Origin of the sequence: Bradyrhizobium oligotrophicum S58 (genome assembly GCF_000344805.1) — a bacterium.
Taxonomy (GTDB): domain Bacteria; phylum Pseudomonadota; class Alphaproteobacteria; order Rhizobiales; family Xanthobacteraceae; genus Bradyrhizobium; species Bradyrhizobium oligotrophicum.
On the sequence record NC_020453.1, the window covers coordinates 7626209 to 7652502 of the forward strand.

Consider the following 26294-nt stretch of genomic DNA (forward strand, 5'->3'; position numbering starts at 1 on the left):
GCGTAATCCAGGGCTAAGGAGGTGACGACGGTTGTGCGAGGCCCAGTTGCTTGATTAGTTCTTCCGTTTCGATCGCAAGGTCCTCCCAGCCAAGCTCTCGATATTTCGCGGCAGAGCAGCGAAGCACATTCGATGCCTCAGTGGCGTCTCCAGTTGCTGCCAATACTTGGCCGAACGTACGCCCTACCATAGCTATGCCAGCGGCAATTCCCAGATCGGAGATCAGACTGTAAGCTTCCCTTAGGCGCCGGACTGCCTCATCAGTTCGCTTTTCCTCAAGATCAAGCTGGGCTAACCCCCACAAGGTGGCAGAGAGATTTTCCGGATCATCAAGCTCGCGAGCTAGGTTTAAGCATTCCTCGCGAATGGCGCGCGCTTCGGTTAACTTGCCAAGCCGCAACAGAATATCGGCAGTCTTTCCAAGTGAGACCGAACGCGCGCGTACATCCCCCAATCGCTCAAACACTGGTAGCTGCTCTTCTGTGCGGATCCGAAAGGCCTCGTTCAGTTGGCCGGAATAAACCATAACATCTGCTATATGACCAAGCGTGACGGCGCGCGCGCGCACATCGCCGATGCGCTCAAACGCTGGCAGCAGCTTATCGCTCCAAATCCGTAAGGCCTCGGTCGCTTTGCCCTGGTTAGCTAAGCCGGCAGCAATCTTCCCTAACGTGACAGCTAAAGATCTATCATCGGCAATTGCCTCGTAGACAGGAAGTTGCTCATTCTGCCGGATCCGAAGTGCCTCTTCTACCTGACCTCGCATCATCAAGATATCGGCTATCCTGCCCAACGTTACGGCGCGGGAGCGCGCATCGCCGAGTTTCTCAAAAATTGGGAGTTGCTCTTCAAGTAGCTGTTGCGCCTGGTCTAGCTTTCCGCGTCTTACTAGGATCTCGGAGATGTTACCTTTTGCAAAAGCCTGGGTCTGAAGATCGCCGAGACTTTCGAGCATCGGCAACACTTGATCAGTCAGAAATAGCAACGGCTTGTCCTGCTCACCTCGAATCATCAAGCGTTCGGCATGAGCGCGGAGCAGAAGAGCGGCCTCCTTTTTGTCAATGTCAGCTCCCGTCGCCTGCTGTCGCTCTAGCTCCTCCACTCCTCGGGCGATCAACTTGTCCGCGACTTGGCCATCGCCAAAGGTCGCCGCGGCCTCTGCGGCTGCCCTCAAGAGCGCCAAAGGCACGAAACGATTTTGTGTATCAAGCAGCCGAATGGCGTCCCTTCCAAGCGCATCCGCCTGCTTGGCAGATCTAGCCTTCGACGCAAATACTGCCACCGGGCCAGACGCAGCCACTATTTCGCTGTCTTCTGCCAAGAGACCGAGGCGAGCAAATTCCTCGAAGAGCATGGCAGGCCAATCCATGTTGGCTGAACTGGTATTTCGCATTGTGAAGAGCTCACGCACCGTTTGTCGTGCGACTTGTTTCTGCTCTCGCTCGCTGAGTGGGTCTACACGCGCTGCTGCTAGTGGGTTTGCCGAGTAACCCGATAGGCACTGGTCCACGAAGTCCTCGTGAGTATCGACGAGGCCGAGCTCGCGCAACTGAGCCAAGGATGCGCCCACCATATGGGCCACTTTCTGTGCAACCTGTTCAGGAATGGGCAGCTTGAACAAGGTTAGTCCGCGCAACAACTCGCGTCCCGCTTCCCCGGCAAGATTGATCAAGTCATCGACTGCAAGATTTTTTATGAAGGTTTTCAACTCGGGATCGGAAGGCAGTTCACCGTGTGTTAGCCAGGACTCCATTTCTGTGAGCGCGCGTTCCACGCGGACTACGGTGACAGCCCGAGATAGCACCAACTTTCGTCCGATCAGATCCTGCAGGCCCGGATTGCCGCGCGCGATCTCCGGCACGCGTGCGAGCAGCGTCTCACGGTCCCTGAGCAGGGTCGCGCCATTGCCTTTAGCCAACGCGGCGCTGCGCTGGCGCAGGTCGAGCTTGCGTTGCGCAGCTGGCGACAGTGGCGGCAACGGCAGGTCGAGCAGGTGGGCCTCGAGGCCGTCGAGCCGGAACGGAAAGCGGCTGGTGATGATCAGCCGGCTCTCTGTCATCCCGGGATCGAACGATCTGAGCACGGCGCGCAGCGCCGGCACGGCCTCGGGATCGAGCAGATGACGTTGCCTGGCATCATCCCAGTGCAGCACGCGTTCGAGGTCGTCGATGACCAGCAGCAGCGGCGCACCGCCGTTGCCCGACTGGGCGCAAGGGCCCGCCAGCAGCGCGGTCAACTCCTGCTCGAAGCAGTTGCGGTCGGTGCGGACACGCTGCTCCGCGATGCGGACGGCATCCGAGGCCTCGCGATGTCCGCGCACGGCTTCGCCGATCGCCGCCAAGAGACTGAGCTCGCCGTAGTGCTCGAACGCCACCGCGAGCCGGAGGTGGCGCGCGCGGTTGGCGATCCGCGCCGCCAGGCTCGACTTGCCGAGCCGGCCCATGCCGTGCAGCAGCAGACCGGCATGGTCGCCATCGCGCAGCGCCCGCAGCGCGGTCTGCAGCTCGCGCCGGCGGCCGACGAACATCGCGTGCGAGGCGACTTCGGTCCCCGCGCGCTGCTTGATCAGGAATTCCTTCTCGCCATGCCGCGCCGGCAGCATCGTGCGGCGTGTCTTGCCGCCGACCAGCGCGTCGCCGCCCTGTGGTCCAAGCCACAGCCGGGCCAGATGCCAGTCGCGACGCAACCGCGTATCAGGCGCATTCAATAGCACGCGGCGAGCCTCGGCGACCGCTTCCGCCGGCGTCTTCCGGTCCGCAAGCCGCTCATACAATCGAGCCGCAAACATCGTGGCGGCGCCATCGCGCACCGAGCCATCCCAGCCGAGCACGGCCGCCACGCCGCCGTCCACCAGCGCCTCGGCCATGGATTGCGCAACCACCGCGACGTCGCCGCGTGGCCGATCCTCCGGACGCTTGTCGCCATGCCATCCGTCGCGGCGTTCGTTGGACGCGGCGGTCAGGCAGGCCGACAGGAACACGAAGCGCGGAGGTCGGGCGCGCAGGACGCCGATCAAGGCGTCAGAGTCGGTCGGCGCCTCCTGCCCCGTCTCGTCCTCCAGCAGCAGCACCGGCTTGGGCGCGGCCGCAGCTTGGCCGGCGGGACGCCAGGCCTGGTGGCCATGGCAGGACAGATGCAAAGCCTGCATCGCCGGCAGCTCGGTCAGGCGTGCAATGAGCTCGTCGGCATTGCCGCTCTCCTCGACCAGCAGATCGAGATCCGTGGTCCCGACGGCCGCCATGATCGCGCTCTCCTCGGCCTCGTAGTCGAGCTCGATCGCGCCGCGCGGAGACGCCGCCATGAACACCAGACCCAGCCGATAGGGATCGAGCGCAGGCGCGGGCCGCGGGAGGCCAAGCCGACGGACCGGGCTGAAGCCGAGCCGGACGTCCTGGGCCAGAAAGCCGTCGTGATCGGCAAGCAACTCCCACGGCGCGCGGAGCACCGCGAGCTGCGCTGGCGATGGTCGCCGCGCCGGCGTGGCAATTTCGAATTGCAGCGCGCGTCCCAGCGCCTGGTTGATCAATCCCGCCAGATCGCCGCCGTCGCCGTCGAGAAAGCCGTACAACTCGCGCCCCAGCGTCAGCAGATCCGCAGCCGGATCGCCGCGACCAAGAAGCTCGCCATAGCGCGACGCGAAAGCCTCGAGTTGGCCTGTCGTCTCCGCGTCCAGCAGGCGGCGTTGCCCAATGCGTCGATCGCCGCAGACCAGCTCGAATCCGTCTTCGGCCAGGTCAATGCCGATCATCTTCGCCCTCGCATGGGCCGGCTGCACCCCGACCCGCCGGAATCCATCTTGCGGCGAAACGAGGTCCTGCCGCAACCTCCCGAAGGAAGTCGAATTTTCCGACGAAATGTGAGCCAGTTCATAAATCGCACAAGAGCCGGCCGTCGCAGGTCGTGATCGCAGCCGGGCTTCGGCTACGACAAGACCGGCCCCGTCCTATGAAGAGGTCTAGGACTGATGCCGTTTGGTGATCGCCACCCGTGTCGCTTGGCTGTACAGTCCCGACATCTGGTCGAGCTGCGCGGTGGTCGCGGTGCAGCTGTCGATCCAGCCAGGCATCGCTTCGAACATCGGCGGCAGCGTCGCGGCACGCAAGGCCGCATAGTCCTCGGTCACGGCCCTGCCCCTGGCCGTGGCGCGGTAGCGCGTCTCCTTGCGCGACGAGCGGCCTTCGGTCTCGATCAGTCCAGCGCGGACGAGCTTGCGCGTGGCATATTGCAGATTCGGAACGTCGACACGGTTGAGCAATTGCCCAACCTCGGCGAGCCGCTTCGGCTCGTCGCCCATGCGCACGACGTTGAGGACCGCGACGTCGTCGCCGGTCAGCGGCACCTCGCAGACGGCCGCGAGACACGACGCCTTCCAGCGATAATAGGACTGCGCCAGCCGCTCCAGCGCGAACTCGAAATCCGAAAGCCGCCGCTCGGCGTCGCTGCGGGCGAGATGCCAGGAGCCCTTCCCATCGCCATTGCCAGCGTCGAGGCGGGCCTTCTCGGCCTGTAACCCCGTCTTGCCGCTTGCGGATTTCGCCTTCACCGCCACGGTCTTGCGTTTCGCCGCGGCGCTCGTCGTCCGTTTCAAATTCCCGTCTCCCGATGCCGCTCCGCACAATGCATGTGCAGCGCATGCTCAATCTCTGCTGTTTACATCCGACATTTTTACATTAAAAATTCAATGAAGAAAACACATCAGGTGCGGCGTCATTGTGGGCACCGGCGCCGACGAACGGGGAGCATGACGATGGCTGGCAAGAGCGCTGGACAGTGGATCGAGATCGCCGCCGCCGACGGCGGCACGTTCAAGGGCTATCTGGCGGTGCCCGCGTCAGGCTCCGGTCCCGGCATCGTGCTCCTGCAGGAGATCTTCGGCGTCAACGCCTCGATGCGCGCGGTGGCCGACTACTATGCCGAGGAAGGCTATGTGGTACTGGCGCCCGACCTGTTCTGGCGCTTCGAGCCGGGCATCGAGCTCGGCTATGGCGAGGCCGATTTCGGCAAGGCATTCGGCTACTACCAGCGCTTCGACGTCAATCTCGCCATCAAGGACACGGCGGATGCGCTGAAGGTGCTGCGCGCGCGCCCCGAATGCAAGGGCAAGGTCGGCGCGCTCGGCTTCTGCCTCGGCGGCAAGCTCGCTTATCTCACCGCGGCCCGCACCGACGTCGATTGCGCCGTCGCGTATTACGGCGTCGGCATCGAGGCCGATATCGGCGAGGCCAAGAACATCAAGGGTCCGATCGTCTTCCACTTCGCCGAGCTCGACAAGTTCGCGCCGGCCGAGGCGCGCGAGGCGGTCAAGGCCGGCTTCGCCGGCCGCGATGACGCCGAGTTCTATCTCTATCCCGGCTGCGATCACGCCTTTGCCGCGCCGGAGCGCGCCAGCTTCGACAAGCCGGCGACCCTGATGGCGCATTCGCGCTCGATCGCGCTATTCCGCAAGGTACTTGGCCCGCATTACGACCTGTCGTCGCTGTGGGACCGCCACACCGAGCTCGAATTCGCCACCCGCTCGGCGGAAGCGACGATGGGCACGATGGTCGCCGAGCCCTATGTCAACCACATTCCGACCATGACCGGCGGCGTCGGCTACAAGGACCTGCTGCGCTTCTACGCCAATCATTTCATCCCGAAGACGCCCGCCGATACCAAGCTGGTGCCGATCTCGCGCACGATCGGCGCCGACCGCGTCGTCGACGAGATGCTGTTCTGCTTCACCCACGACATCGAGATCGACTGGATGCTGCCGGGCATCCCGCCGACCGGCAAATATGTCGAGATCCCCCTGGTCGCGATCGTGCGCTTCCGCGGCGACAAGCTTTACAACGAGCACATCTATTGGGACCAGGCCTCGGTGCTGGTCCAGATCGGCCTGCTCGATCCGGCCAAATTCCCCGTCGCGGGCGTCGAGACCGCCAAGAAGCTGGTCGACGAAGCGTTGCCTTCGAACACGCTGATGAAGCGCTGGGCCGAGAGCGCGCCGAACTGATCACCCATTCCGACGGCGTCGGCAGGGCGCCCATCCTCATCCGGAGTTGCATCACCATGCGTGACCATCAGATCTCTCGCCGTACGATGTTGCAGCTCGCGGGCGCGGCTGCTCTGCCTCTCGCCGCGGGGCTTCCGCTGCAGTCGGCACGCGCCGCCGCGGGCACGCTGACGATCGCCTACAACGTCAACCTGCCGTCGTTCGATCCGACCGTCGGCGTGTCGGCGGTGAACCCGACGATCCAGTCGATCTACCAGGCGATCTTCGATCCCTATATCGGCCAGGCCGCCGATCTCTCGTTCAAGCCGGGCCTGCTGACGAAGTGGGGCTGGAACGAGGACCGCACCAAGGTCACGATGGAGCTGCGCTTCGACGCGACCTGGCACGACGGCTCCAAGGTGACGCCGGAGGACGTGGTGTGGTCGCTGACCCGCGCCGCCGATCCCAAGGGCGGCAATCCGATCCAGTTCGTGTGGGCGAAGATCAACAACTACAAGATCGACGGCCAGACCATCACCGCTGATGTCGTCGAGTTCGAGCCGGTGCTGTTCAAATGGATGGCGTTCCTGACCGGCTACCTCCTGCCGAAGGCCTACTATGAGAAAGTCGGCGCGGAAGGGTTCGAGAAGGCGCCGATCGGCTCGGGCCCGTACAAGGTCGATGCGTTCGAGCGCAACGCCTTCCTGCGGCTGAAGGCGCATCCCGGCTATTGGGGACCGAAACCGGCATTCGAGACCGTGGTGTTCAAGTTCGTCACCGATCCGACCAGCCGCGTCGCCGAGATCGAGTCGGGCGGCTCCGACATCACCTTCGAGATTCCCTATGAAGAATTCGACCGCCTCAAGGGCAAGCCTACTCTCGCCGGCCTGACCCAGCCGATCTCCGACATCGGCATGATCTTCCTCACCGACATCGATCCGATGCTCGACCGCAACGTCAGGCTCGCCGCCAATCACGCCATCGACAAGAAGGCGATCGTCGAGAAGCTGCTGCGCGGCTATGGCGTGCCGATCGACACCTTGGAGGCGCCGGGCTACGCGGCCTTCGATCCCTCGATCAAGACAGCCTATGATCCGGAGCTCGCCAAGAGCCTGCTTGCCAAGAGCGGCTACTCGACGACGAAGCCGGTCAAGTTCACGATCCAGACCACGCGCGGCTTCAAGCCCAAGGACTACGAGATGGTGCAGGCCATCGCCGGCATGTGGCGCAAGGTCGGCATCGAAGCGAACATCGAGGTCTATGAGATCGCCCAGCATTTCGAGCTTCGCGCGCGCCACGCGCTGGCGCCGGCCGCGTTCTATAATTGGGGCAACGCGATCGGCGATCCCACCACCTCCACCGGCTTCGCCATGTTCGGTCCGTCGCCGCACTCGGCCTGGAAGGGCAAGGACCTGATCGAACGCATCGGGCCGTTGTGGGGCGAGAAGGACGAAGCCAAGCGCATCGCTGGCTGGAAGGCGGTCGACAAATACATCGCCGAAGAGGGCGAGGTGATCCCGCTGCTGCAATATGTCCAGCCGATCATCCACAAGAAGGGACTGAAAGTTGTCGCGCAGGCCAACGGCATGATCCTGCCGCAGCTCGTCACGCAAGGCTGAGACGGAGCACGGGCGATGCGCTGGAGCGCCATTCTCAAGCGCCTCGCTCTGATCCCGCCGACCCTGCTCGGCGTCGGCGCCATCGTCTTCGTGCTGCTGCGCGTGGTGCCCGGCGATCCCATCGCGATGATGATCCCGCCTGGCGCCTCGCCTGCTGATATCACCAGGATGCGCGCGCTCTACGGGCTCGACCAGCCGCTGCTGTCGCAGTTCATCACCTGGCTCGGTCAGGTGGCGACCGGTGATTTCGGCCGCTCGATCAGCCTGCGCCAGCAGGTGTTCGAGCTGGTCGGCACGCGGCTGCCGGCGACGCTCGAACTCGCGAGCCTCTCGGTCGTGATGGCGCTGCTGATGGGCGGAGCCGTCGCACTGGTCGGCAGCCTCATGCGCGGCACCCGCGCCGAATGGCTGCTCGACACCGCCAACGGCGTCTTCCTCGCCATTCCGGATTTCCTGTGGGCGCTGATTCTGCTGCTCGGCTTCGGCGTGCTGCTGCCGCTGCTGCCGATTTCCGGCCGGCTGGATCCGCAGCTCGCGGTCGCCTTCCGTACCCACTTTTATCTCATCGAGAGTCTGCTCACCTTGCGCCTCGATGTCGCCGCCGATCTGCTGCGCCACATGCTGCTGCCCTCGCTGGCACTGGCGCTGCCTTTCGCCGCGCTGGTCGCTCGTCTCCTCAAGGCGCAACTCGCCGAGGCCGAGGACCAGGACTACGCGCAGATCGCCCGCACCCGCGGGTTCTCTCGCACCACCATCCTGCAGCGGGAGGTGTTTCCGAATGCGCTGATCCCGACGGTCGCGCTGTCGGGCGTGCAGGTCACCCTGCTGCTCGGCGGCACCGTGCTGGTCGAGCGCATCTTCTCCTACGAAGGCATCGGCAACATGGCGATCGATGCCGTCATCAACCGCGATTTCCCGCTGATCCAGGGGCTGATCCTGACCTTCGCCGTGCTGTTCATCGCCCTCAACCTCGCGGTCGACCTGCTGGTCGCGCTGCTCGATCCGAGGCTGCGTCATGGCTGATCTCGCTCTCTCAGCCCCGATCGCCGCTCCGGCATCACGGTGGCGCAGCGCGCTCGCGCGCGGCGGCGCACGGCTGTGGATCGGCGGCGGCATCGTCGCGCTGCTGCTGCTGGTCGCGCTGTTCGCGCCGTTGATCGCGCCGCATGATCCGGCCGAGCAGGACCTGATGTCGGCACAGCTGCCGCCGGCGTTCATGCAGGGCGGCGAGGCCGCATTTCCACTGGGCACCGACAGCCTCGGCCGCTGCGTGCTGTCGAGGCTGATGTACTCCGCGCGGACCGCCGTCATGGTCGCGCTGATTGCATCGCTGCTCGCGGCTATCATCGGCATCGCGCTCGGCCTGATCGCCGGCGCGTTCGGCGGCTGGATCGATCAGTCGGTGTCGCGGCTGATCGATATCTGGATGGCGTTTCCGCCGGTGCTGCTGTCGATCGTGCTCGCCGCCGTGATCGGCGCCGGCCTCACCTCGGTCATTGCCGCGATCGTCGTGGTCGACTGGACCCGCTTCGCGCGCATCATCCGCGCCGAAACCCAGGCCCAGCTCGCCCGCGACTACGCCGCTGCCGCGCGCGTGCTCGGCCTCACCCGCGCGCAGGCGCTGCGGCTCGAGATCCTGCCCAATCTCACCCCGCTGATCGTCACGCTGCTCTCAGTGGAGATGGGCATCGCGATCCTGGTCGAGGTGATCCTGTCCTTCGTCGGCATTTCCGTCACCGGCGACACCGCGAGCTGGGGCGGCATGATCACCGAGGGGCGGCAGATCGTCTATCAGGCGCCGTGGATCATGGCGCTGCCGATCGGCGCCGTCATCGTCAGCGTCATCGGCTTCAACCTGTTCGGCGACGGCCTGCGCGCCGCGCTCGACCCGGTGCAGCGCCGATGAGTGCCGTGCTCACCATCGACAATCTCCACGTCGCGATCGGCGCGGCCGGCGTGCTGCGCGGTGTCAGCCTGCGCGTGGAGGCCGGCGAGGTTCGCGGTCTCGTCGGCGAGTCCGGCGCCGGCAAATCGATGGTCGGCCGCGCCATCTTCGGCCTGCTGCCGGCCAGGGCCGCGATCACAGCCGGCCGCGTTCAGTTCGAGGGTCGCGACCTCCTGGGAATGGCGAACAAAGCGCGCCGCGATTTGCTGGGACGTCGCATCGCGCTGATCCCGCAGGATCCGATGACCTCGCTCAATCCTGTGAGGCGCATCGGCGCGCAGATCACGGCCGTGCTGCAGCTGCATCTGAAGCTGTCGAAGCGCGCAGCACTGGATCGCGCCGCCGAGCTGCTGACGGAGGTTGCGATCCGCGATCCCGCTGGTGTGCTCAACCTCTATCCGCACGAGCTGTCCGGCGGCATGCGACAGCGTGTGCTGATCGCGTTGGCCTTCGCCTGCGATCCGGCGCTGGTCATCGCCGATGAGCCGACCACCGCGCTCGACGTCACCGTGCAGCGCCAGGTGCTGCAGCTGGTCGAGCGGATGCGCCAGCGGCATGGCGCGGCGATCCTGTTCGTCACCCACGATCTCGGCGTCGTCGCCAAGATCTGCCGCAGCATGACCGTGCTGCATGCCGGCCGGGTGCTGGAGGACGGGCCGACCACTGAGGTGCTGGTGAAGCCGCATCATGCCTATACCCGCGCGCTGCTGGCGGCGACGCCGCGCGCCGATCGCCCGGCGGACGCCTTGAAGCCGGTGCCGCCGGCGCTGATCGAGAGCCTTTGGGCCGAGGCGCATCGGCTCGATCAGCCCGCCGCGGGGAGGCCGGCATGAGCGAGATCCTGCTGCGCACCGGCCAGCTCGGCTTCGCCTACCCGGCGCGCAGCACGTCGCTGTTCGGCAAGCCGGTCATGCGCGACGTGATCAAATCCGTGGATCTCGCCGTGCCGCGCGGCGCCGTGCTTGGCCTGGTCGGCGAGTCCGGCTCCGGCAAGACCACGCTCGGCCGCCTGCTGGTGCGCCTGCTCGAGCCGACCTCGGGCGGCATCCAGTTCGACGGCGTCGAGATCAGCCATCTCCCCGAAGCCGCGCTGCGTCCCTTGCGCGCGCGGATCCAGATGATCTTCCAGGATCCGCAATCCTCGCTCAATCCGCGATTACCGCTCGCCGTGACGCTGACGCGCCAGCTCGAGGTCTATGGCCGCCTCAAGGGCCGGCGCGACCGCCGCGATCGCGCCGCCGCGCTGCTCGACCTCGTCGGCCTGCCGACGGCGTTCGTCGACCGCTATCCGCATGAGCTGTCCGGCGGCCAGCGCCAGCGCGCCGGCATCGCGCGCGCGCTGGCGCTGCAGCCCGATTTCATCGTCGCCGACGAGATCGTCTCCGGCCTCGATGTCTCGACCCAGGCGCACATCCTGATGTTGCTGAAGGAGTTGCGCACCAAGCTCGGCCTCACCGTCGTCTTCATCAGCCACGACCTGTCGGTCGTCCGCGTGCTGTGCGACGAGGTCGCCATTCTCAGGGGTGGCGAGGTCGTCGAGCACGGCCAGGTCGGCCGCATCTTCTCCCAGCCGCAACACGCCTATACGCGCCAGCTGCTGGCCGCCATTCCCCTCCCCGATGTCGAGCCGGGCTGGCTCGACGACCCTCCGTCCCGTCAGCATCCTCATCAGCAAGGATCAGCCGCATGAGCGCGACCATCAAGGACTCCGTCGTCATCATCACTGGCGCCGCCGGCGCCATCGCCCAGGCGCTCATCGCCGAGATGCGCGCACGCGGCGCCGCCAAGATCTACGCCGCGGCGCGCGATGTCTCGGCGCTTGCGGCGTCGGACACGATCGTGCCGCTGAAGCTCGACGTCACCAGCGACGCCGATACCGCAGCGGCCGCGTCGCTCGCGTCTGACGTGACCCTGCTGATCAACAATGCCGGCGTCAATCACAACACCGCGCTGCTGGCGGCGCCCGATCTTTCCATCGCCAAGGAGGAGATCGAGATCAACTATCTCGCACCGCTGCGGCTGACGCGCGCCTTTGCGCCGGCACTGATCAAGAACCACGGCTCGGTGCTCAACATTCTCACCATCCTGGCGCGCGTGAACCTGCCGATCATGGGCTCCTATTGCGCCTCGAAGGCCGCTGCGCTCAGCCTGACGCAGGGCCTGCGCGGTGAATTGGCGCCGAGGGGCGTCCGCGTCGTCGGTGCACTGCCCGGCGCCGTCGACACCCGCATGACCGCCGGCCTGCCGATTCCAAAGATGACGCCGGCCGATGCCGCCAGGGAAATCCTCGACGGCTACGAGGCGGGCGAGGAGGACATCTATGTCGGCGACATGGCGAAGGGCCTCGCAGCCGGTCTCGCCCAGGATCACAAGGCGGTCGAGAAACAGCTGGCATCGGGGTGACGCTTGTTGCCGGCGGCTCGCGTGCAGCCCTTCGCAAGAGGCACGGACGTCGCCGCAGGCTCACCCTCCCCTGGAGGGGGACAATGCCGCCCACACCGAGATCAAGGCATGAACTTCGTCAGGTATAGGAGCCCACCGTCATGAAGCTGCCGAAACGTGCTACGTCTGCCCTCGTCGTCCTCGCTCTCTCCTCCACCATCGCCTCGGCCGACTCCATCCCCGGCCTGCGCGGCCATGATCACACCGGCATCACGGTGCCGGACGTCAAGGCGGCGATCGCATTTTTCACCGAAGTCATCGGCTGCAAGCACGCGATGTCGTTCGGACCGTTCTCCGACGACAAGGGCACCTTCATGCAGGACGTCGTCAACGTTCATCCGCGCGCGAAGATCGACGAGATCAGCATGGTCCGCTGCGGCTATGGCTCGAACATCGAGCTGTTCCAGTACGAAGCGCCGGAGCAGGCCACGACGTTGCCGAAGAACAGCGACATCGGAGGCCACCACATCGCGCTCTATGTCGACGACATCGACAAGGCGGCCGCGTATCTGAAATCCAAGGGCGTGAAGACGATGCAGGGGCCGATCCCGGTCAATGAAGGTCCGGCCGCGGGCCAGTCGATCCTGTACTTCTTCGCCCCCTGGGGCCTGCAGATGGAACTGATCAGCTATCCCAAGGGAATGGCCTACGAGAAGAGCGCGACGACCTTGCTATGGTCGACCACGGAGCCGCAGAAATAGTCCAGGCGATGTGACATGGCGTGCGGAAGCATGTTCCCGCACGCCATGAAGACCGCGTCATCGCCCGTCACTGCACGTTGAACGTCGCGCCGGGACATTCGGTGGTCACGCTGATCGGAAAAGCCTGCGCCGCCGCCGCGGTCGGCCTCGGCTTCGCGACCACCTTCCAGCGGCCGGGCTTGTTCAGCCAATATCTGTGCCTCGATGTCGCAATGCGGCGCTCGGTGTAGGTCGTGCCCTTCCAGATCAAGGGGCCCTTCGGCTTCGGTGCCGCGACCTCATGCCATGGTCCGAACTCGCCGAAGTCCATGAACCACAGATGCCATTCGAGCTTCTGATATTCATGGTGGGACGCGACCACCTCGACGATGGGGCGGCCGTTCAGCCACGACACCTCGTCCTCGAGCGGCTTGATCTGCTGGCAACTTGTATGCAACGGCTCCTGAACGCGAAGCAGATCGTCTCGCTGGCTTTGCGTGAGCATCGCCGAGGTGACGGGCAGTCCCACGTTCGGATCATCGGCCGGATAGGAGCAGATCGGCACCGTCGGCGGCCCCTGGCCCGTCCAGGGATTGTTGCTGCAAAAGACTCGCCTCGTCACCGACGAAATGCCGGTGGTCGCCGTTTCCTCCGCCTTTCCGGTCTCCCGGTCCCAGACACCGCTGAACGTCGTCTTTTGATTCGGCGGACAGGCCACTGTCTTGTGGGCCGTCCACCAGTGCGAAACCTCGAATTCATAGTACGAGTAGCGCGGCTCCGGATACAGCACGGCTCTCACGCTGGTCAGCGCGTGGTGCGCTTCGCACGCCGTTCCATAGGTATCCAGCCAGCACACGAGGTGGAAGTTTTCGTTCGGCCAGCATCCCGCGCGCGCCGACGACGTAAAGCCGAGCGTGGCGACCACCAAGGTAAAGGCAAGAAGATATCTCCGCATGGCGTTTTCCATGATGGCGTCTCCCCATGTCCTGCCTGTGCAGCCACAGGTTGACGGTGAGTTTGCTCCGGCGCGGCGCCTGGTCCTTGATCGGGATCAATCCGCTTGCGCGACGTCGTCAACGTCGGCCGGATATCGGCGATGACGCGACCGCGCAGCAGGTCCGGCTCGCCGGCGGCCACGTGTATCGTCGGAGCGGGTCACCGCTTCGAGCCAAGATATTGAAAGACCAGCCTGTCCCACCAGTCGCTCTGCGTCTCATCCAGGATTGCAGCGATCAGGCGCTTTCGAGTTGGGCTGCCTTCCGCGACGCCGCCCGCGAATGCTTCGTTGCGGTTGCGCTGGAAACGCCAAATGAGGCCCCCAGCCGCGAGTGCCAGCCCAAGCAGCGCCAGCACAGCCTGTGCAAAGCCGAACGAGATGATGGAGCGTGTCACCGGCCGCCACCCCGGGTCGCGTTCGATCGGGACGGCGATGCCGAGGCCGGAGGGATATTAGCTTTGTGTGAAGTCGACGACGCACTCGCGCGGCGCGGTCGGCGTGATGGCGGCCGCCGCAACGTCGAGCTTCGCCGCGAAGCGACCCGAGATGAGTTGCTCGTCACGTACGGGCTTATCCCGTGCATCCACGTCTTTATGTCCGCGGTCGGCAAAGACGTGGATGGCCGGGACGAGCCCGGCCATGACGACTTGGAGGCAGACGGGCACAAAGCTCAGATCATCAGATGCGACAGCCCTGCCGCAAGCGGGGGAGATGTGAGCACCATGTGAGCCGCCGCAAGCCGTGTGCACGCACCAGAGCGAGAGACGAACTGCGGACGGCCTGATCGTTTCGATCGAGAGGCCCGACCTAGTTGACAGACATCGGCGCCGCGCTGGTCATCCAGCTGTCCGAGCGTCCATTGCGTGCGAGCCGCTGATAGCGCGGTGCACGGGCTTCGCGCGTGATGCGAGCCGCGGCGCCGTACATGGCCGAGCCACCATTCGGGTTCACGATGGTGTAGCCGGCGATCGAGCGCGGATGCTCGCGGGTGACGTGGCCGCCGGAATTGCCGTCGTGAACGTACCAGACGTTGCCGGCGACCTGCTGCTGCAGGATCATGACATGGCCTGAGCGGACCGCCGCCATGCCCGGCGCAGGCGCCGCGCGCGGGAAACGCCGCCAATTGGATGCAAGGTTCAACTCGGGAACGACACGGCCAAACGTGTAGAGCGACGCCTCACAGCCGCAGAATGCGTGCGGGCAGCCCGACGGCCGGCCGCCGACGACGCGGCCTTCGCCCTGCACCGAAGCCATGGCATTCATGACGGAGTGGTGGCGGTAGGAGGTGTGATGATGATGGTGGCGGGGACGAGCCTGCGCCTGAACTGACAGAGCGAGCAATGCGACGACGATGACGACAACGCGGTACATTCGGAGGACTCCTGTACACTGTGAAATCCCCCTGCCGCGCGCCAATCAACGTCCAAACATGTCCTCAAAGTGACCAAAACGCCCCTGAGCCATGCATTTGCGGGACGCGACCGCCCGCTCGCGCGGTTCCAAATGAACATGAGTTATTGACTCGCCCTGATACAAGATCACGCGACAATCCACCTGCAGGAGAAGACATCTACGTCATCATCTGTAGGATGATAGCTGAGATCGCGAGGGCCTACTGATAGCCGCGGGAATGATACTAATGAGAAGCCGTGCCGTAGGCGCAGATCGGCGGTATCGGTGCTGCTACAATCTGCGTGCTCACACTGGATGATCTCAGGAGATGGATATGATGACGTTTCGCGGCAGCTGCCTGTGCGGCGAGGTGGCGTTCGAAGTCGACGGCCCTTTCGACAAATTCCTCAACTGTCATTGCTCGCGTTGCCGCAAGGCCAGCGGCACGGCGCATTCCTGTGAGGTGGTCGTCAAGGCCGACGCATTGCGCTGGCTGCAGGGCGAGGACTTGGTGACGCGGTTCGACCTGCCGCGCGCGCGCAGCTTTGCGACGGCCTTCTGCAACAGATGCGGCAGCCCGCTGCCGCATCTGACCCGCAGCGGCCGCGAGGCGATCATTCCCGCCGGAGGCTTCGATCAGCCGCTCGGCGCCGCCCCCGATCGACACGTCCATTGGGCGACGCGCGCCGACTGGTACGTTCATGGCGAGCGCCTGCTCATCGAGGACTGATACTGATCGAGGACGGAGTGATCAGGGTAGATGATGCCCGTCGGGCGACTCAGGTGCTGCATAGGGATTGGCGATGGCCCGTTACGGCCTCTGCTCCAGGTGCACGGCCATGCGCGATCAATCCGTTTTCATCAATGCGCTCAGGCCGATTTGGGCTGTCCAGTCCTGCCTGTAAAAATATTTCGCTTCGCTTTTTCGTAATTCCATGATCCTCTCACCGCATCCCGCCTCATCGACGAGGGGCGCTGCGCGGTCGTCACGAAGCGTGGAGTGCGGGATGTGATGGGCGGGCCGGTTTGCAGCGTGAGAAGTCGCGCCGACGAACAACACCGGCTCGTACGGTCAAGTCGCGTGGTCCTGATACTCCGAAGCCAGTATCAAGCCTGCGCCGGCGCTGATGGCGCCGGGCGGGTGACGGTGACCAACAAGCCCGGCGCACCGGGGAGAACGCGAAGCAGCCGTGAAAACCATCGCGCAGGGAGGGCCGGGATGTCTCGGCCGAACCTGTGGTTCCTGCCCCGTGCATTTTTTTCGCACGGGGGCCACGGGAGCGGTGAGCTCCCGGCCTTCCCTGCACCCTCGCTTTGGAAAGAGGGTGAACGATGCATCACTCGGACGCAAAGCGCGCCGCGAGAGCGTTGGGCTATTTGTAAAAGGTCGTTCAAATGCGTTGGCGGCGGTGCGCAATCACGAATGCGACGTCGATCGTTGTGAGCTGCGCCTGGTGTCCAATGTCGGTGCGACAAATTCGGTGTCGCCCCTGGCTTGTCCCGAGACCCCTAACCACCGGCGGGTGTGAGGCACAAGTGAAGGGCATGCCCGTATCATAGCTTCCTGTGGCTAGGGGTCCCGAGTCGAGCCCGGGACGACAGCGGAGGTCTCGTCGGCCCGTTTCGCCATTGACCGCCCCATCGATTGGCCTATCTCTTCAACACCGCAAAGAAACGGAACTGGATACCCTGATGACCGCACATGTCAGCAACTTCGCTGCCGCCATCGATCCTGTGAAGCTCGACCGCCTCGCCGAGGTCGCGGTCAAGGTCGGCCTGCAGCTGCAGCCCGGTCAAGACCTGCTGCTGACGGCGCCGTCGGTGGCGCTGCCGCTCGTGCGCAAGGTCGCCGAGCACGCCTACAAGGCCGGTGCGGGAATCGTGACTTCGTTCTTCTCCGACGAGGAGCTGACCCTGGCGCGCTACCGCTATGGACACGATACGAGCTTCGATCGCGCCGCGGACTGGCTCTACCAGGGCATGGCGAAGGCGTTCTCGGAAAACACCGCGCGGCTCGCGATCGTCGGCGACAATCCGATGCTGCTGTCGGGCCAGGATCCGTCCAAGGTGGCGCGCGCCAGCAAGGCCAACTCCAAGGCCTATCAGCCGGCGCTGGAGAAGATCACGAATTTCGAGACCAACTGGAACATCATCGCCTATCCCAGCGCGTCCTGGGCCAAGCTGGTTTTCCCTGACGTCCCCGAGGAGGTCGCGGTGGCCAAGCTCGCGGACGCGATCTTCGCGGCGTCGCGGGTCGACCGCGACGATGCGGTGTCCGCCTGGGAGCGCCACAACGCGGTGCTGCGCGAGCGCACCGAATGGCTCAACGGCCGGCGTTTCAGCGCGCTGCACTACACCGGCCCCGGCATGGATCTGACCATCGGCCTTGCCGACGGCCACGAATGGGAAGGCGGCGCCTCGACTGCCAAGAACGGTATCACCTGCAACGCCAACATCCCGACCGAGGAGGTGTTCACGACGCCGCACTGCCGCCGCGTGTCGGGTCACGTCGTCAGCTCCAAGCCGCTGTCCTACCAGGGCACGCTGATCGACAACATCCAGGTCAGGTTCGAGGACGGCCGCATCGTCGAGGCCAAGGCCTCGCGCGGCGAGGAAGTGCTGAACAAGGTGCTGGACACCGACGAGGGCGCGCGCCGGCTCGGCGAGGTCGCGCTGGTGCCGCACTCCTCGCCGATCTCCAAGAGCGGCCTGCTGTTCTACAATACGCTGTTCGACGAAAACGCGGCGTCGCACATCGCGCTCGGCCAATGCTACTCGAAGTGCTTCGTCAACGGCACCACGCTGTCGCCGCAGCAGATCGCGGCGCAAGGCGGCAACCAGAGCCTGATCCATATCGACTGGATGATCGGCGCTGATGATACCGACATCGACGGCATCAATGCCGACGGCAGCCGCGTGCCGGTGTTCCGCAAGGGCGAGTGGGCCTGAGGGATGCCAGGTCGGGCACCACTGATGCCTGTCCCAAACGCGGCCGCGAGCCATGCTCGCGGCCGCACCGTTGTTGGAACGGGCTTACTGCTTGGCGCTGCCCGTGGTGGCCTGCACGTCGATCGTGATCCGCTCCGACATCACCGGCTTGTTGTGCGGGATGTGGCTCCAGTCGCCGAGCACGAGCTGCAGCGTGTGCTTGCCCGGCGTGAGGGTGACCGACGCCTCGGTCTGGCCCTTGCCGAAATGCACATGGCCGGAATCGACGGGGATGGCCTCGTTGAGCGCATCGCCTTCGAGCGCGGGCGCGTCGATCAGCAAATGGTGATGGCCGGTGTTGGGGGCTTCGGTGCCGGACGGCGCCACGCCCATGCCGGACAGGCCGAAGCGGATCACGACCGGCGAGGAGACGGTGTCGCCGTCCTTGAGGTTGATGAAGTAGGCCTTGGCATTCTCGGGGGCAGGCGTTTCGCCGGCCATGACGACGGAGGTGGTTGCAAGGGTGGCGGCGGACAGCGTGAGGGCGATGGCGAGGCTCAGGCGACGCATCTCGGGAATTCCTTATCTCTGCGACGGCGGCAAAAGTTTTAAGGTGAAGGCATGATGCAAGGCGCGTCACGCGACCGGAGGAAGCATGTCCGCATCTTGCAGTGCGAGCAAACAGTAAATCGGCAGGTTTGGCGAGGCCGCGAACAAATTGCGGCGCTTGCGTGAAGTTTATAGCGCTTGCGTGGTTGTGATGCGACGGCTGGTCGCGCCTGTCGACTCAAATCTTAATGATCCCGGCAAGCGGCCATTAGGCGCAACCAGCTATGGTTGCAGGCTCATGCCGGCGCCCTGCCGGTCATTTCAGTCCCATCCATTTGAGGTCCGCGATGTCCCCGTCCTTGATCGAAACCGCCAATCTCGCCGTCGACCTGGCGCCTGCCCCGATCGAGCCGTCGTGGATCATCGAGGGCACTCCGACGGCGACCTCCTGCACGATCGCGCGCAGCAGCGATGGTCTGGGCTCGACCATCGTCTGGCATTGCACCGAGGGCAAGTTCAACTGGTACTACGATTTCGACGAGACCATCCTGATCCTGGAAGGCGCGATCGTGCTGGAGAGCGAAGGCATGCCGGCGAAGCGCTATGGGCCGGGCGACGTGGTGTTCTTCCGCGATGGCGCCCATGCCAAATGGCACGTCGAAGGCCATGTCAAGAAGCTCGCCTTCTGCCTGAAGACGCAGCCCTACGTGCTCGGCCTCGCGGTGCGCGTGATCAACAAGCTCAAGCGCATGTTCCTGACGCCGGAAGGCCGTCGCGGCGCCAGCCTCGCGGGTGCCTGAGGCTACACTCCGTCGAGAATGATCACGGTCGGACTCGACGGCAGCAGCTCGCGCGACATCTTCAAGGTCCGCTCGCTGCGGCGGTCGATCTCGAACTGCTGGCCGACCTTGCGCATGAACTCCTCGAGCGGCGTCGCAAAGCGGTGCATCGGCAGCACCACCGAGGCGCGCAGCCGCTTGGTGATCTCGGAGATGCCGTCGAGCGACATCGTATAGGTGCCGTCGATCGGCACCATGACGATGTCGAGCCGGCCGATCGCGGCGAAATGCGTTTCGTCCAGCTTGACGTGAAGATGGCCGAGATGGCCGATGCACAGGCCGGCGACCTCGAAGATGAAGATCGAGTTGCCGTCCTTGATCATGTCGATGCCGATGGAATCGCCGAAATAGCGGCGGATGTCGGTGGTGATGTTGCGGACCAGGACGTCGCCGATCCGCTCGTACACCTGGGCCGGCTTGCCGTCATCGCCCCAGCCGTGCAGCACGTGCGGAATGCGCGGATCGGGCGCGAGCGTGTAGTGCGTCGAGTGCGCCCGGTTCATGGTGATCACGTCGGGCAGCCGCCCGACCTGATAGGCGCCGCTGTAGTCGGTCGCGATGCGGATGCCCATGGGCGTATCGATGAAGTAGGTCGAGTGTCCGGCATAGGTGATCGTCACCTCGTTGCCGGCACCCGCGGCCTGGCGCAGGCTCACCGGCATGGCGCGCGGGCCGCCGGCCATCGCCAGGCACTCGCTGGCGCGCGGCCCCGGTTGCGCCAGAGCGGGCGATGCGAACGCGACCAGGGCGGCGAGCAGCGAGAGCAGCGGACGCAGCATGGCAGTTCCCCTTCAACAGCGCGTGTGAGTGTAGCGCCTAAACCCGATCAGAACTATCGTCATCACGACGCGGGGACGGACAGGGCAAGGTCCGGCGAATGGTGGAGGATGGCATGACGGATCAAGGCACATCGTCGCAGGCGCCAATCATGCAACCCGTCATGCAACCGGTGCGGTCGATCGATGCCGGGGTGCTCAGCATCGCCTATGTCGAGAGCGGACCGGCCGACGGCCCCGTCGTCATCCTGCTGCACGGCTATCCCTACGACATCCATTCCTATGTCGACGTTGCGCCGCGCCTTGCCGCGCAAGGCTGCCGCGTCGTCGTGCCCTATGTGCGCGGCTATGGCCCGACCCGCTTCCGCGATCCATCGACGCCGCGCTCAGGGCAGCAGGCCGCGGTCGGCGCCGACCTGATTGCGCTGATGGATGCGCTGGCGATCCCGCGCGCCGTGTTCGCCGGCTATGATTGGGGCGGCCGGGCCGCCTGCGTCGGTGCGGCGCTGTGGCCCGAGCGCTGCGCCGGCCTGGTCTCGGTCAACGGCTATCTGATCCAGAACATCGCCAGGGCGATGGAGCCGGCGCCCGTTCCGCGCGAGTTCGCGTTCTGGTATCAATGGTACTTCCAGACCGAGCGCGGCCGCGCCGGGCTCGCCGCGAACCGCGCCGAGATCGCCCGTCTGCTCTGGCAGCAATGGTCACCGAACTGGCGCTTCGACGATGCGACCTTCGCGCGCGCGGCGGCGGCCTTCGACAATCCGGATCACGTCGCGGTCGTGATCAACAGCTATCGGCATCGCTTCGGGCTGGCGGAGGGCGATCCGCGCTATCAGGACCTCGAGCGGCGATTGGCGGCCCAGCCCGTCATCAATGTGCCGACGGTCACGCTCGATGGTGACGGTGACGGCGTCATCCCGGCGACCGATGGCCAGGCGCATGCGGCGAAGTTCAGCAACCGGATCGCCCATCGCGTGATCCCGCGCGCCGGCCACAACCTGCCGCAGGAGGAGCCCGAAGCTTTCGCTGCCGCCGTCATGGAGTTGCTGCGCTGATCACCTCACGTCCGCGGCGGGCTGAGCCGCCAGGCTCCGAACAACAGTCCCGCGGTCATCAGGCCGCAGACCAGCGCAGCCTCGGGCAGCGTGAGAGCCAGCGCCGCGGTCGCCGCCCAGCCGATCGAGGAGAACGCCTCGGCAAAGGTCGCGAGCCGCGACGATGTCTGGCGGCGGCGAAATTGACTGCGCCGCGCCTGCACCCGGAACCACAGCTGGATCGCGGTCGAGGAGACCGTCGCGGCCAGCACCGCCGCGGCCGTCACCAGCGCCTGCGACGGCGCGATCCAGGCCAGCGCGAGCACGAGCGGCGCGAAGATCACGGCGATCGTCAGCAGCACGACCTCGATCTTGGCCCGCACCACGCGCGCGGCGGTCAATGGCGCGGTCGCGACCAGCTCGGGCGCGTCCTCACCGGAGATGGTGAGCCAGGCCAGACCGCCTGCAAGCTGGCCCGCCGCCATCACGATGACGGGAGTGATGAGAATGACCGCCTGCGAGCTGTCGGAATAGCTGCGCCACAGCAGCAGCGCCGGCGGCACCAGATAGAGCAGCTGCATCAGCGTCTGCGAGATCAGCCAGGGATCGCGCCGCAGCAGCATGAACTCCTTACGCCGGAGCGCCTGCTGCCGCGATCCGCCGCGAAAGGCGCGGATGCGCGTGCCGGCGCGGCTGGAGACGCCCTGGGCTGCGGCGCTGATCGCGGTGTCGGCAAAGCGCGGCGAGAACACCGCCATCACCACGCCGAGCAGCAGCAGACCCGCAGCAAGCAGGACCAGGAGTGCCTGGCCGTCGCCGAGGGCGGCGCGGGCCGGCAGCCAGAGGACGCTATCCGGATCCGGCGCGATCGCAGCCGCAGCGTCCGAAGTGAGAACGGCAAAGCGCGACAGCGTGCCATAGGACACGATCGCCGCGATCTGCAGCACGATCACGAAGCCGGCTCCAATCACGGCTGCCAGGATCTGCGCGATCAGGCGCGTACGTGCCGGCCCGATCAGTCGGAACAGGATGATCGTGATCGCGATGGCGATCGCGGCCGCCGACAGGCCGACGGCTGCGACCACCGCGAAAGCCGCGAGCCAGCGCACGCCGCCCTCGATCAGCAGGACGTCGACGAACGGGGTCGCCAGCAGCAGCGCCATGCTGGTGACAGACAGCGCGATCGCGGCGATCCGGACCGAGAAGATCTCGGCCAGCCGCACCGGCGACGACATGATCAGGTCGAGATCGGCGCGGGCGTAGAACACGCGGGTCACGGACTCGATCGCCTGCGACAGCATCAGCGCCCACGACAGCATGATGGTCGAGGTGATGACGATCAGCGCGGTCTTGTCGAGCGGCGGCTGCAGGTCGGCGTAGCGGCCCACCACGACCCAGGCCGGCAGATGCATGACCGCACCGAACACCAGCAGGCCGATGATGGCCGCGCGGGTCCGCCGACTCCGGCCAGCCGTGATCATGCCGAGCCACTCCCGCCAGGCGAGCCTGATCTCGTGACGGGCGAACCAGGCGAGCGTGGCCGTCCGCGTCATGAAGCCAACTCGACGTCGACCAGCGCGATGAACAGCTCTTCCAGGCTGGTGTCATTCGCTCCGTTCTGCTGGCGGAGCTCGGCGAGCGTTCCTTCGGCCACGATGCGCCCGGCGGCGATGACGCCGATGCGGTCGGCCATCCGCTCGGCGACCTCGAGAATGTGGGTGGTCATGATCACGGTGCCGCCACGGCGCACGCGCTCGGCCAGCAGCCCCTTCACATGACGCGCGGACACCGCATCCAGCCCAGTCAGCGGCTCGTCGAGAATGATCAGTTGCGGATCATGAATCAGCGCGCCGGCAAGCGCCACCTTCTGGCGCATGCCCTTGGAAAATCCTTCGCATCGCTCGTGGAGATGCGCCTCAAGTCCGAGCGAAACCAGCAGCTCGCGGGCGGCCTCACCGGAGCGCGCGGCATCGATGCCCCAAAGCCCGGCGACGAATTCGAGATATTCGAGCGGCGTGAGCTTGTCATAGATCATCGGCTCGTCGGAGACCCAGGCCATCACTTGCTTCGCGGCGATCGGCTCGCGCAGCGCATCGATGCCGAAAATCTCGATGCGGCCGGCATCCGGACGCAGCAGACCGGCGACCATGCGCAACGTCGTCGTCTTCCCGGCGCCGTTGGGGCCGACCAGCGCGTAGAACTCACCGACGCGCACGATCAGGTCGAGCCCGTCGACCGCAGGCCGTTCGAAACATTTCGTTAACCCTCGCACGGCGAGGGCTGGAGTGTCTGGTGTCATGAACCGCTCGTTCTCTTCGCGCCTCCAACTTGGACGCAACTCGTTGCAGCGCGGTGAACGCCCGCTCGATTGCGATGCCGAAGGTCGATCCCGGGGATCCAGCTGCTCCGCGCACTACACTCCTGAGCCGGATCGCCACCGCAGCTTAGCGCAATGATCCGAGCGCGGAGCAGAATCGTTGGCCATGTGGGCCGCCGCCGCGGAACCTTGCGCTCCACGGCTCCGGAGGGGATGGATATGACGAACGAGCTGATCGCAACGCCACGGGGCCGGCACCGCTGATGGAGCAGCTTCTCCCGCCTCCCGCGCACCGCCAAGGCCGCGGCCTCCACGACTGGCGCGGCACGCCAGTCCCGTGTTGACGCGCCATGCCGAAAATGCGGCGCAAGGCCGACCTGCCGATCAAGATCTGCAAGGCGTGTGGCCGCCCCTTCGCGTGGCGGCGCAAATGGGCGCGCGACTGGGACGGGGTGAAGTTCTGTTCCGATCGCTGCCGATTCGAGCGGCAACGAAAAGGCCCGGCCGCGCAATCGTGATGCCTGCCCAGCGGAGCCCGATTGGCTGTCGGCCATGGACAAGGCGGCAATCCCTCGGGCAAGCTTGCCCATCCCTCGCGAGGCGCCATGAACATCCTGCTGCTCAATCCCAACATCCGCACTGATATCACCGAGCTGATGCTGCAGGTCGGTCGCGAGGCCGCCGCACCCGGCACGACCTTGATCCCCTGCACCGCGCCGCGTGGCGTGCCCTATATTGCGACCCGCGCTGAGGCGCAGATCGGCGGGGCCGTCGCGCTGGAGATGCTGGCCGAACGTAACGGCACGTTCGATGCCGCGATCATCGCCGCGTTCGGCGATCCCGGCCTGTTCGCCGCGCGCGAGCTGTTCGACGTGCCGGTGATCGGGCTCGCGGAAGCGGCGATGCTGACCGCCTGCATGGCCGGACGGCGCTTCGCCATCGTCACCTTCGCGCAGGCGCTCGGCCCCTGGTACGAGGAGTGTGTGCGCATGCATGGGCTGATGGATCGCTGCGCCGGCATCCGCATGCTCGACGGCAGCTTCAAGCAGATCTCCGACGTGCAGCATGAAAAGGAGGAACTGCTGGTCGGGTTGGCATTGCGCGCGGTCGAGGAGAACGAGGCCGACGTGCTGATCTTCGCCGGCGCGCCACTCTCAGGGCTGGCGGCCCGCGTCGCGCACCGCATTCCCGTGCCGGTGGTCGATCAGGTGATCGCCGCGGTGAAGCAGGCCGAAGCGCTGCTGGCCCTGAAGATGCGCAAGGCGACCGCAGGGACGTTCAGGCGGCCGGCAGCGAAGCCGACGGTGGGATTGGCAGAGGCGCTGGCCGCACGGCTGGAGCATCGTGATGCGTAGTCGACAATTGAGCGTCGTGAGGAACACCGGCTCTCTCCCCACGTCATTCCAGGGCGCGCGTCAGCGCGAGCCCGGAATCCATAACCACGACTGCACGGCTGGACCCGAGACATAGCCACGGCGCCCTCGCTCCGCGATGACGGCCTGTGGATACGGATTCCAGGCTACGCGCCCCCCGGAATGGCGCGCGGAGAGAGTAAGCCACAAACCAAGTGCGACGCCGGCGGATCGAGTAGCGTCGTTTGAGCCCCTCCGATACCGGCGCCTGCAGCTCCTGTACACAAGCCGCTTCCGCTGCCTGAAAAGGCGGCACGCTTCTTGCTTTTTCAAACGAATAGAGCAGGAAGCCCATGGCCAGCGTATCGGAAGCCAAGTCGCTAGTTCTGGATCGGATCACGCACCGCTTTGCCAGCGGCACGATGGCTGTATCCGACATCAATCTCGATGTGAAAGGCGGCGAGATCATCGCCCTGCTCGGCCCGTCCGGCTGTGGCAAGACCACGCTGCTGCGGATCATCGCCGGCTTCATCGGCCAGAGCGAGGGGCGTGTCATCATCGGCAATAACGTCGTCGATGCGCTGCCGCCAAATCGCCGCGCCGTCGGCATCGTGTTCCAGAACTACGCACTGTTCCCGCATCTGTCGATCAACGAGAATGTCGGCTACGGCCTCGCCGCACGCGGCGTCGGCCAGGCCGCGCGCAACGCGGAAGCGCAACGACTGCTCGACATGGTGCAGCTCGGCCAATTCGGCGAACGACTGCCGCGGCAATTGTCGGGCGGCCAGCAGCAGCGGGTGGCATTGGCACGCGCGCTCGCGATCAAGCCCTCGATCCTGCTGCTCGATGAGCCGTTCGCGGCGCTCGACAAGAATTTGCGGCTGGACATGCAGATCGAGGTCAAGCGGCTGCAACGCATGGCGGGCATCACCACCCTCATCGTGACCCACGACCAGGAGGAGGCGTTGTCGATGGCCGACCGCGTCGCCGTGCTGAGCCACGGCCATCTCGAGCAGTTCGGCACGCCGAGTGAGATCTATGACCAGCCGCAGACGCTGTTCGTGAACACCTTCGTCGGCACGGCGAACAAGATGAAGGGCGTGGTGCTTGCGACCGATGCGAGTAACGTAAGGGTCGGCCTTGAGGCCGGCGGCGAGATCATCGCCCGCGCGCCGAAGACGGTTCGTGCCTCAGACGAGGTCACCGTCTGCCTGCGTCCCGAGCATCTCACCTTCGTCAGCGACGGCTCCGGCTTTGCCGGCGAGATCGGCATGGCGCTGCCGCTCGGTGCCACCGTCGTCCATGAGATCAAGGCCAAGGACGGATCGAGCATCAAGATTTCGCAGGCCCGTACCGGCGGTACGCCGCTGCGGGAGGCCGGCACGCCGGTGCGCGTTGCGCCGCTCGCACCGGGACTCGCGACCGTCTTTCCGCAATGAACAACCAACACATC

The 26294-nt window shown here is 65.5% G+C and carries 25 protein-coding genes; 15 read left to right on the forward strand and 10 right to left on the reverse strand.

Translation table 11 applies throughout. The features are described 5' to 3' along the window. Positions 1-13: 13 nt before the first annotated feature. Positions 14-3748, reverse strand: a complete 3735-nt coding sequence (locus S58_RS33005) for a tetratricopeptide repeat protein (RefSeq protein ID WP_015669780.1) — start codon at positions 3746-3748, stop codon at positions 14-16. A gap of 207 nt (positions 3749-3955) precedes the next feature. Next, positions 3956-4588, reverse strand: a complete 633-nt coding sequence (locus S58_RS33010) for a helix-turn-helix domain-containing protein (RefSeq protein ID WP_015669781.1) — start codon at positions 4586-4588, stop codon at positions 3956-3958. A 159-nt stretch (positions 4589-4747) separates the two neighbouring features. Between S58_RS33010 and S58_RS33015 the strand changes: the two genes are divergently transcribed. The 8 genes from S58_RS33015 to S58_RS33050 all read left to right on the forward strand — a co-directional run bounded on the left by S58_RS33015 (position 4748) and on the right by S58_RS33050 (position 12678). Then, a complete protein-coding gene (locus S58_RS33015; protein WP_015669782.1) occupies positions 4748-5992 on the forward strand; it encodes a dienelactone hydrolase family protein in 1245 nt (414 codons plus the stop codon). A gap of 56 nt (positions 5993-6048) precedes the next feature. Continuing rightward, entirely contained in the window at positions 6049-7590 is a 1542-nt protein-coding gene (locus S58_RS33020; protein ID WP_015669783.1) for an ABC transporter substrate-binding protein, read from the forward strand. A 15-nt stretch (positions 7591-7605) separates the two neighbouring features. Next, positions 7606-8613 (forward strand): ABC transporter permease, encoded by a 1008-nt coding sequence (locus tag S58_RS33025; protein ID WP_015669784.1) that lies wholly within the window; start codon positions 7606-7608, stop codon positions 8611-8613. Further along, positions 8606-9496 carry an ABC transporter permease gene (locus S58_RS33030; protein ID WP_015669785.1) on the forward strand — a complete coding sequence of 297 codons (891 nt, stop codon included), beginning with the start codon at positions 8606-8608 and terminating at the stop codon, positions 9494-9496. Before S58_RS33025 ends, S58_RS33030 begins: the two co-directional genes overlap by 8 nt. Continuing rightward, a complete protein-coding gene (locus tag S58_RS33035; RefSeq protein ID WP_015669786.1) occupies positions 9493-10368 on the forward strand; it encodes an ABC transporter ATP-binding protein in 876 nt (291 codons plus the stop codon). The genes S58_RS33030 and S58_RS33035 overlap by 4 nt, the downstream gene beginning before the upstream one ends. Then, entirely contained in the window at positions 10365-11225 is an 861-nt protein-coding gene (locus tag S58_RS33040; protein WP_015669787.1) for an ATP-binding cassette domain-containing protein, read from the forward strand. The genes S58_RS33035 and S58_RS33040 overlap by 4 nt, the downstream gene beginning before the upstream one ends. Then, the gene (locus S58_RS33045) at positions 11222-11938 is read left to right on the forward strand and encodes an SDR family oxidoreductase (protein WP_015669788.1); all 717 of its coding nucleotides are present in this window, start codon (positions 11222-11224) and stop codon (positions 11936-11938) included. Before S58_RS33040 ends, S58_RS33045 begins: the two co-directional genes overlap by 4 nt. 140 nt (positions 11939-12078) lie before the next feature. After that, positions 12079-12678: a VOC family protein gene (locus S58_RS33050; RefSeq protein ID WP_015669789.1), complete on the forward strand. Its 600-nt coding sequence runs from the start codon at positions 12079-12081 to the stop codon at positions 12676-12678. A 67-nt stretch (positions 12679-12745) separates the two neighbouring features. Here S58_RS33050 and S58_RS33055 read toward each other — a convergent pair whose 3' ends face one another. The 4 genes from S58_RS33055 to S58_RS33070 all read right to left on the reverse strand — a co-directional run bounded on the left by S58_RS33055 (position 12746) and on the right by S58_RS33070 (position 15025). Then, positions 12746-13612 (reverse strand): hypothetical protein, encoded by an 867-nt coding sequence (locus tag S58_RS33055; RefSeq protein WP_042341062.1) that lies wholly within the window; start codon positions 13610-13612, stop codon positions 12746-12748. A 200-nt stretch (positions 13613-13812) separates the two neighbouring features. After that, a complete protein-coding gene (locus S58_RS33060; RefSeq protein ID WP_015669791.1) occupies positions 13813-14049 on the reverse strand; it encodes a hypothetical protein in 237 nt (78 codons plus the stop codon). A 57-nt stretch (positions 14050-14106) separates the two neighbouring features. Beyond that, positions 14107-14295: a hypothetical protein gene (locus S58_RS37980; protein ID WP_042340381.1), complete on the reverse strand. Its 189-nt coding sequence runs from the start codon at positions 14293-14295 to the stop codon at positions 14107-14109. A gap of 166 nt (positions 14296-14461) precedes the next feature. Next, positions 14462-15025: a hypothetical protein gene (locus S58_RS33070; RefSeq protein WP_015669793.1), complete on the reverse strand. Its 564-nt coding sequence runs from the start codon at positions 15023-15025 to the stop codon at positions 14462-14464. 355 nt (positions 15026-15380) lie between these two features. Here S58_RS33070 and S58_RS33075 point away from each other — a divergent pair, with 355 nt between their 5' ends. Both S58_RS33075 and S58_RS33080 read left to right on the forward strand, forming a co-directional pair. Beyond that, the gene (locus tag S58_RS33075) at positions 15381-15776 is read left to right on the forward strand and encodes a GFA family protein (protein WP_015669794.1); all 396 of its coding nucleotides are present in this window, start codon (positions 15381-15383) and stop codon (positions 15774-15776) included. 962 nt (positions 15777-16738) lie between these two features. Continuing rightward, a complete protein-coding gene (locus S58_RS33080) occupies positions 16739-17995 on the forward strand; it encodes an aminopeptidase (RefSeq protein WP_015669795.1) in 1257 nt (418 codons plus the stop codon). Positions 17996-18079: 84 nt separating this feature from the next. Here the strand turns inward: S58_RS33080 and S58_RS33085 are convergent, their stop codons facing one another. Continuing rightward, complete coding sequence (locus S58_RS33085; RefSeq protein ID WP_015669796.1) at positions 18080-18544, reverse strand: DUF4399 domain-containing protein; 465 nt, start codon at positions 18542-18544, stop codon at positions 18080-18082. Between the two features lie 326 nt (positions 18545-18870). Here S58_RS33085 and S58_RS33090 point away from each other — a divergent pair, with 326 nt between their 5' ends. Beyond that, positions 18871-19323: a cupin domain-containing protein gene (locus S58_RS33090; RefSeq protein WP_015669797.1), complete on the forward strand. Its 453-nt coding sequence runs from the start codon at positions 18871-18873 to the stop codon at positions 19321-19323. A 2-nt stretch (positions 19324-19325) separates the two neighbouring features. Here the strand turns inward: S58_RS33090 and S58_RS33095 are convergent, their stop codons facing one another. Next, the gene (locus S58_RS33095; protein WP_015669798.1) at positions 19326-20141 is read right to left on the reverse strand and encodes an MBL fold metallo-hydrolase; all 816 of its coding nucleotides are present in this window, start codon (positions 20139-20141) and stop codon (positions 19326-19328) included. Positions 20142-20254: 113 nt separating this feature from the next. On the opposite strand from S58_RS33095, the gene S58_RS33100 reads away from it, so the two are divergent. Next, positions 20255-21193, forward strand: a complete 939-nt coding sequence (locus S58_RS33100; protein ID WP_042341063.1) for an alpha/beta fold hydrolase — start codon at positions 20255-20257, stop codon at positions 21191-21193. Between the two features lie 5 nt (positions 21194-21198). Here S58_RS33100 and S58_RS33105 read toward each other — a convergent pair whose 3' ends face one another. Both S58_RS33105 and S58_RS33110 read right to left on the reverse strand, forming a co-directional pair. Further along, positions 21199-22725 carry a hypothetical protein gene (locus S58_RS33105; protein WP_015669800.1) on the reverse strand — a complete coding sequence of 509 codons (1527 nt, stop codon included), beginning with the start codon at positions 22723-22725 and terminating at the stop codon, positions 21199-21201. Next, positions 22722-23471, reverse strand: a complete 750-nt coding sequence (locus tag S58_RS33110; protein WP_015669801.1) for an ABC transporter ATP-binding protein — start codon at positions 23469-23471, stop codon at positions 22722-22724. Before S58_RS33110 ends, S58_RS33105 begins: the two co-directional genes overlap by 4 nt. 368 nt (positions 23472-23839) lie before the next feature. On the opposite strand from S58_RS33110, the gene S58_RS36030 reads away from it, so the two are divergent. The 3 genes from S58_RS36030 (at position 23840) to S58_RS33120 (ending at position 26280) form a co-directional block, all read left to right on the forward strand. After that, complete coding sequence (locus tag S58_RS36030) at positions 23840-24007, forward strand: DUF2256 domain-containing protein (RefSeq protein WP_015669802.1); 168 nt, start codon at positions 23840-23842, stop codon at positions 24005-24007. An 87-nt stretch (positions 24008-24094) separates the two neighbouring features. Next, positions 24095-24844 (forward strand): aspartate/glutamate racemase family protein, encoded by a 750-nt coding sequence (locus S58_RS33115; protein WP_042340382.1) that lies wholly within the window; start codon positions 24095-24097, stop codon positions 24842-24844. A gap of 350 nt (positions 24845-25194) precedes the next feature. Further along, on the forward strand, positions 25195-26280 hold the full coding sequence (locus S58_RS33120) for an ABC transporter ATP-binding protein (RefSeq protein ID WP_015669804.1): 1086 nt from the start codon (positions 25195-25197) through the stop codon (positions 26278-26280). Positions 26281-26294: the final 14 nt, after the last annotated feature.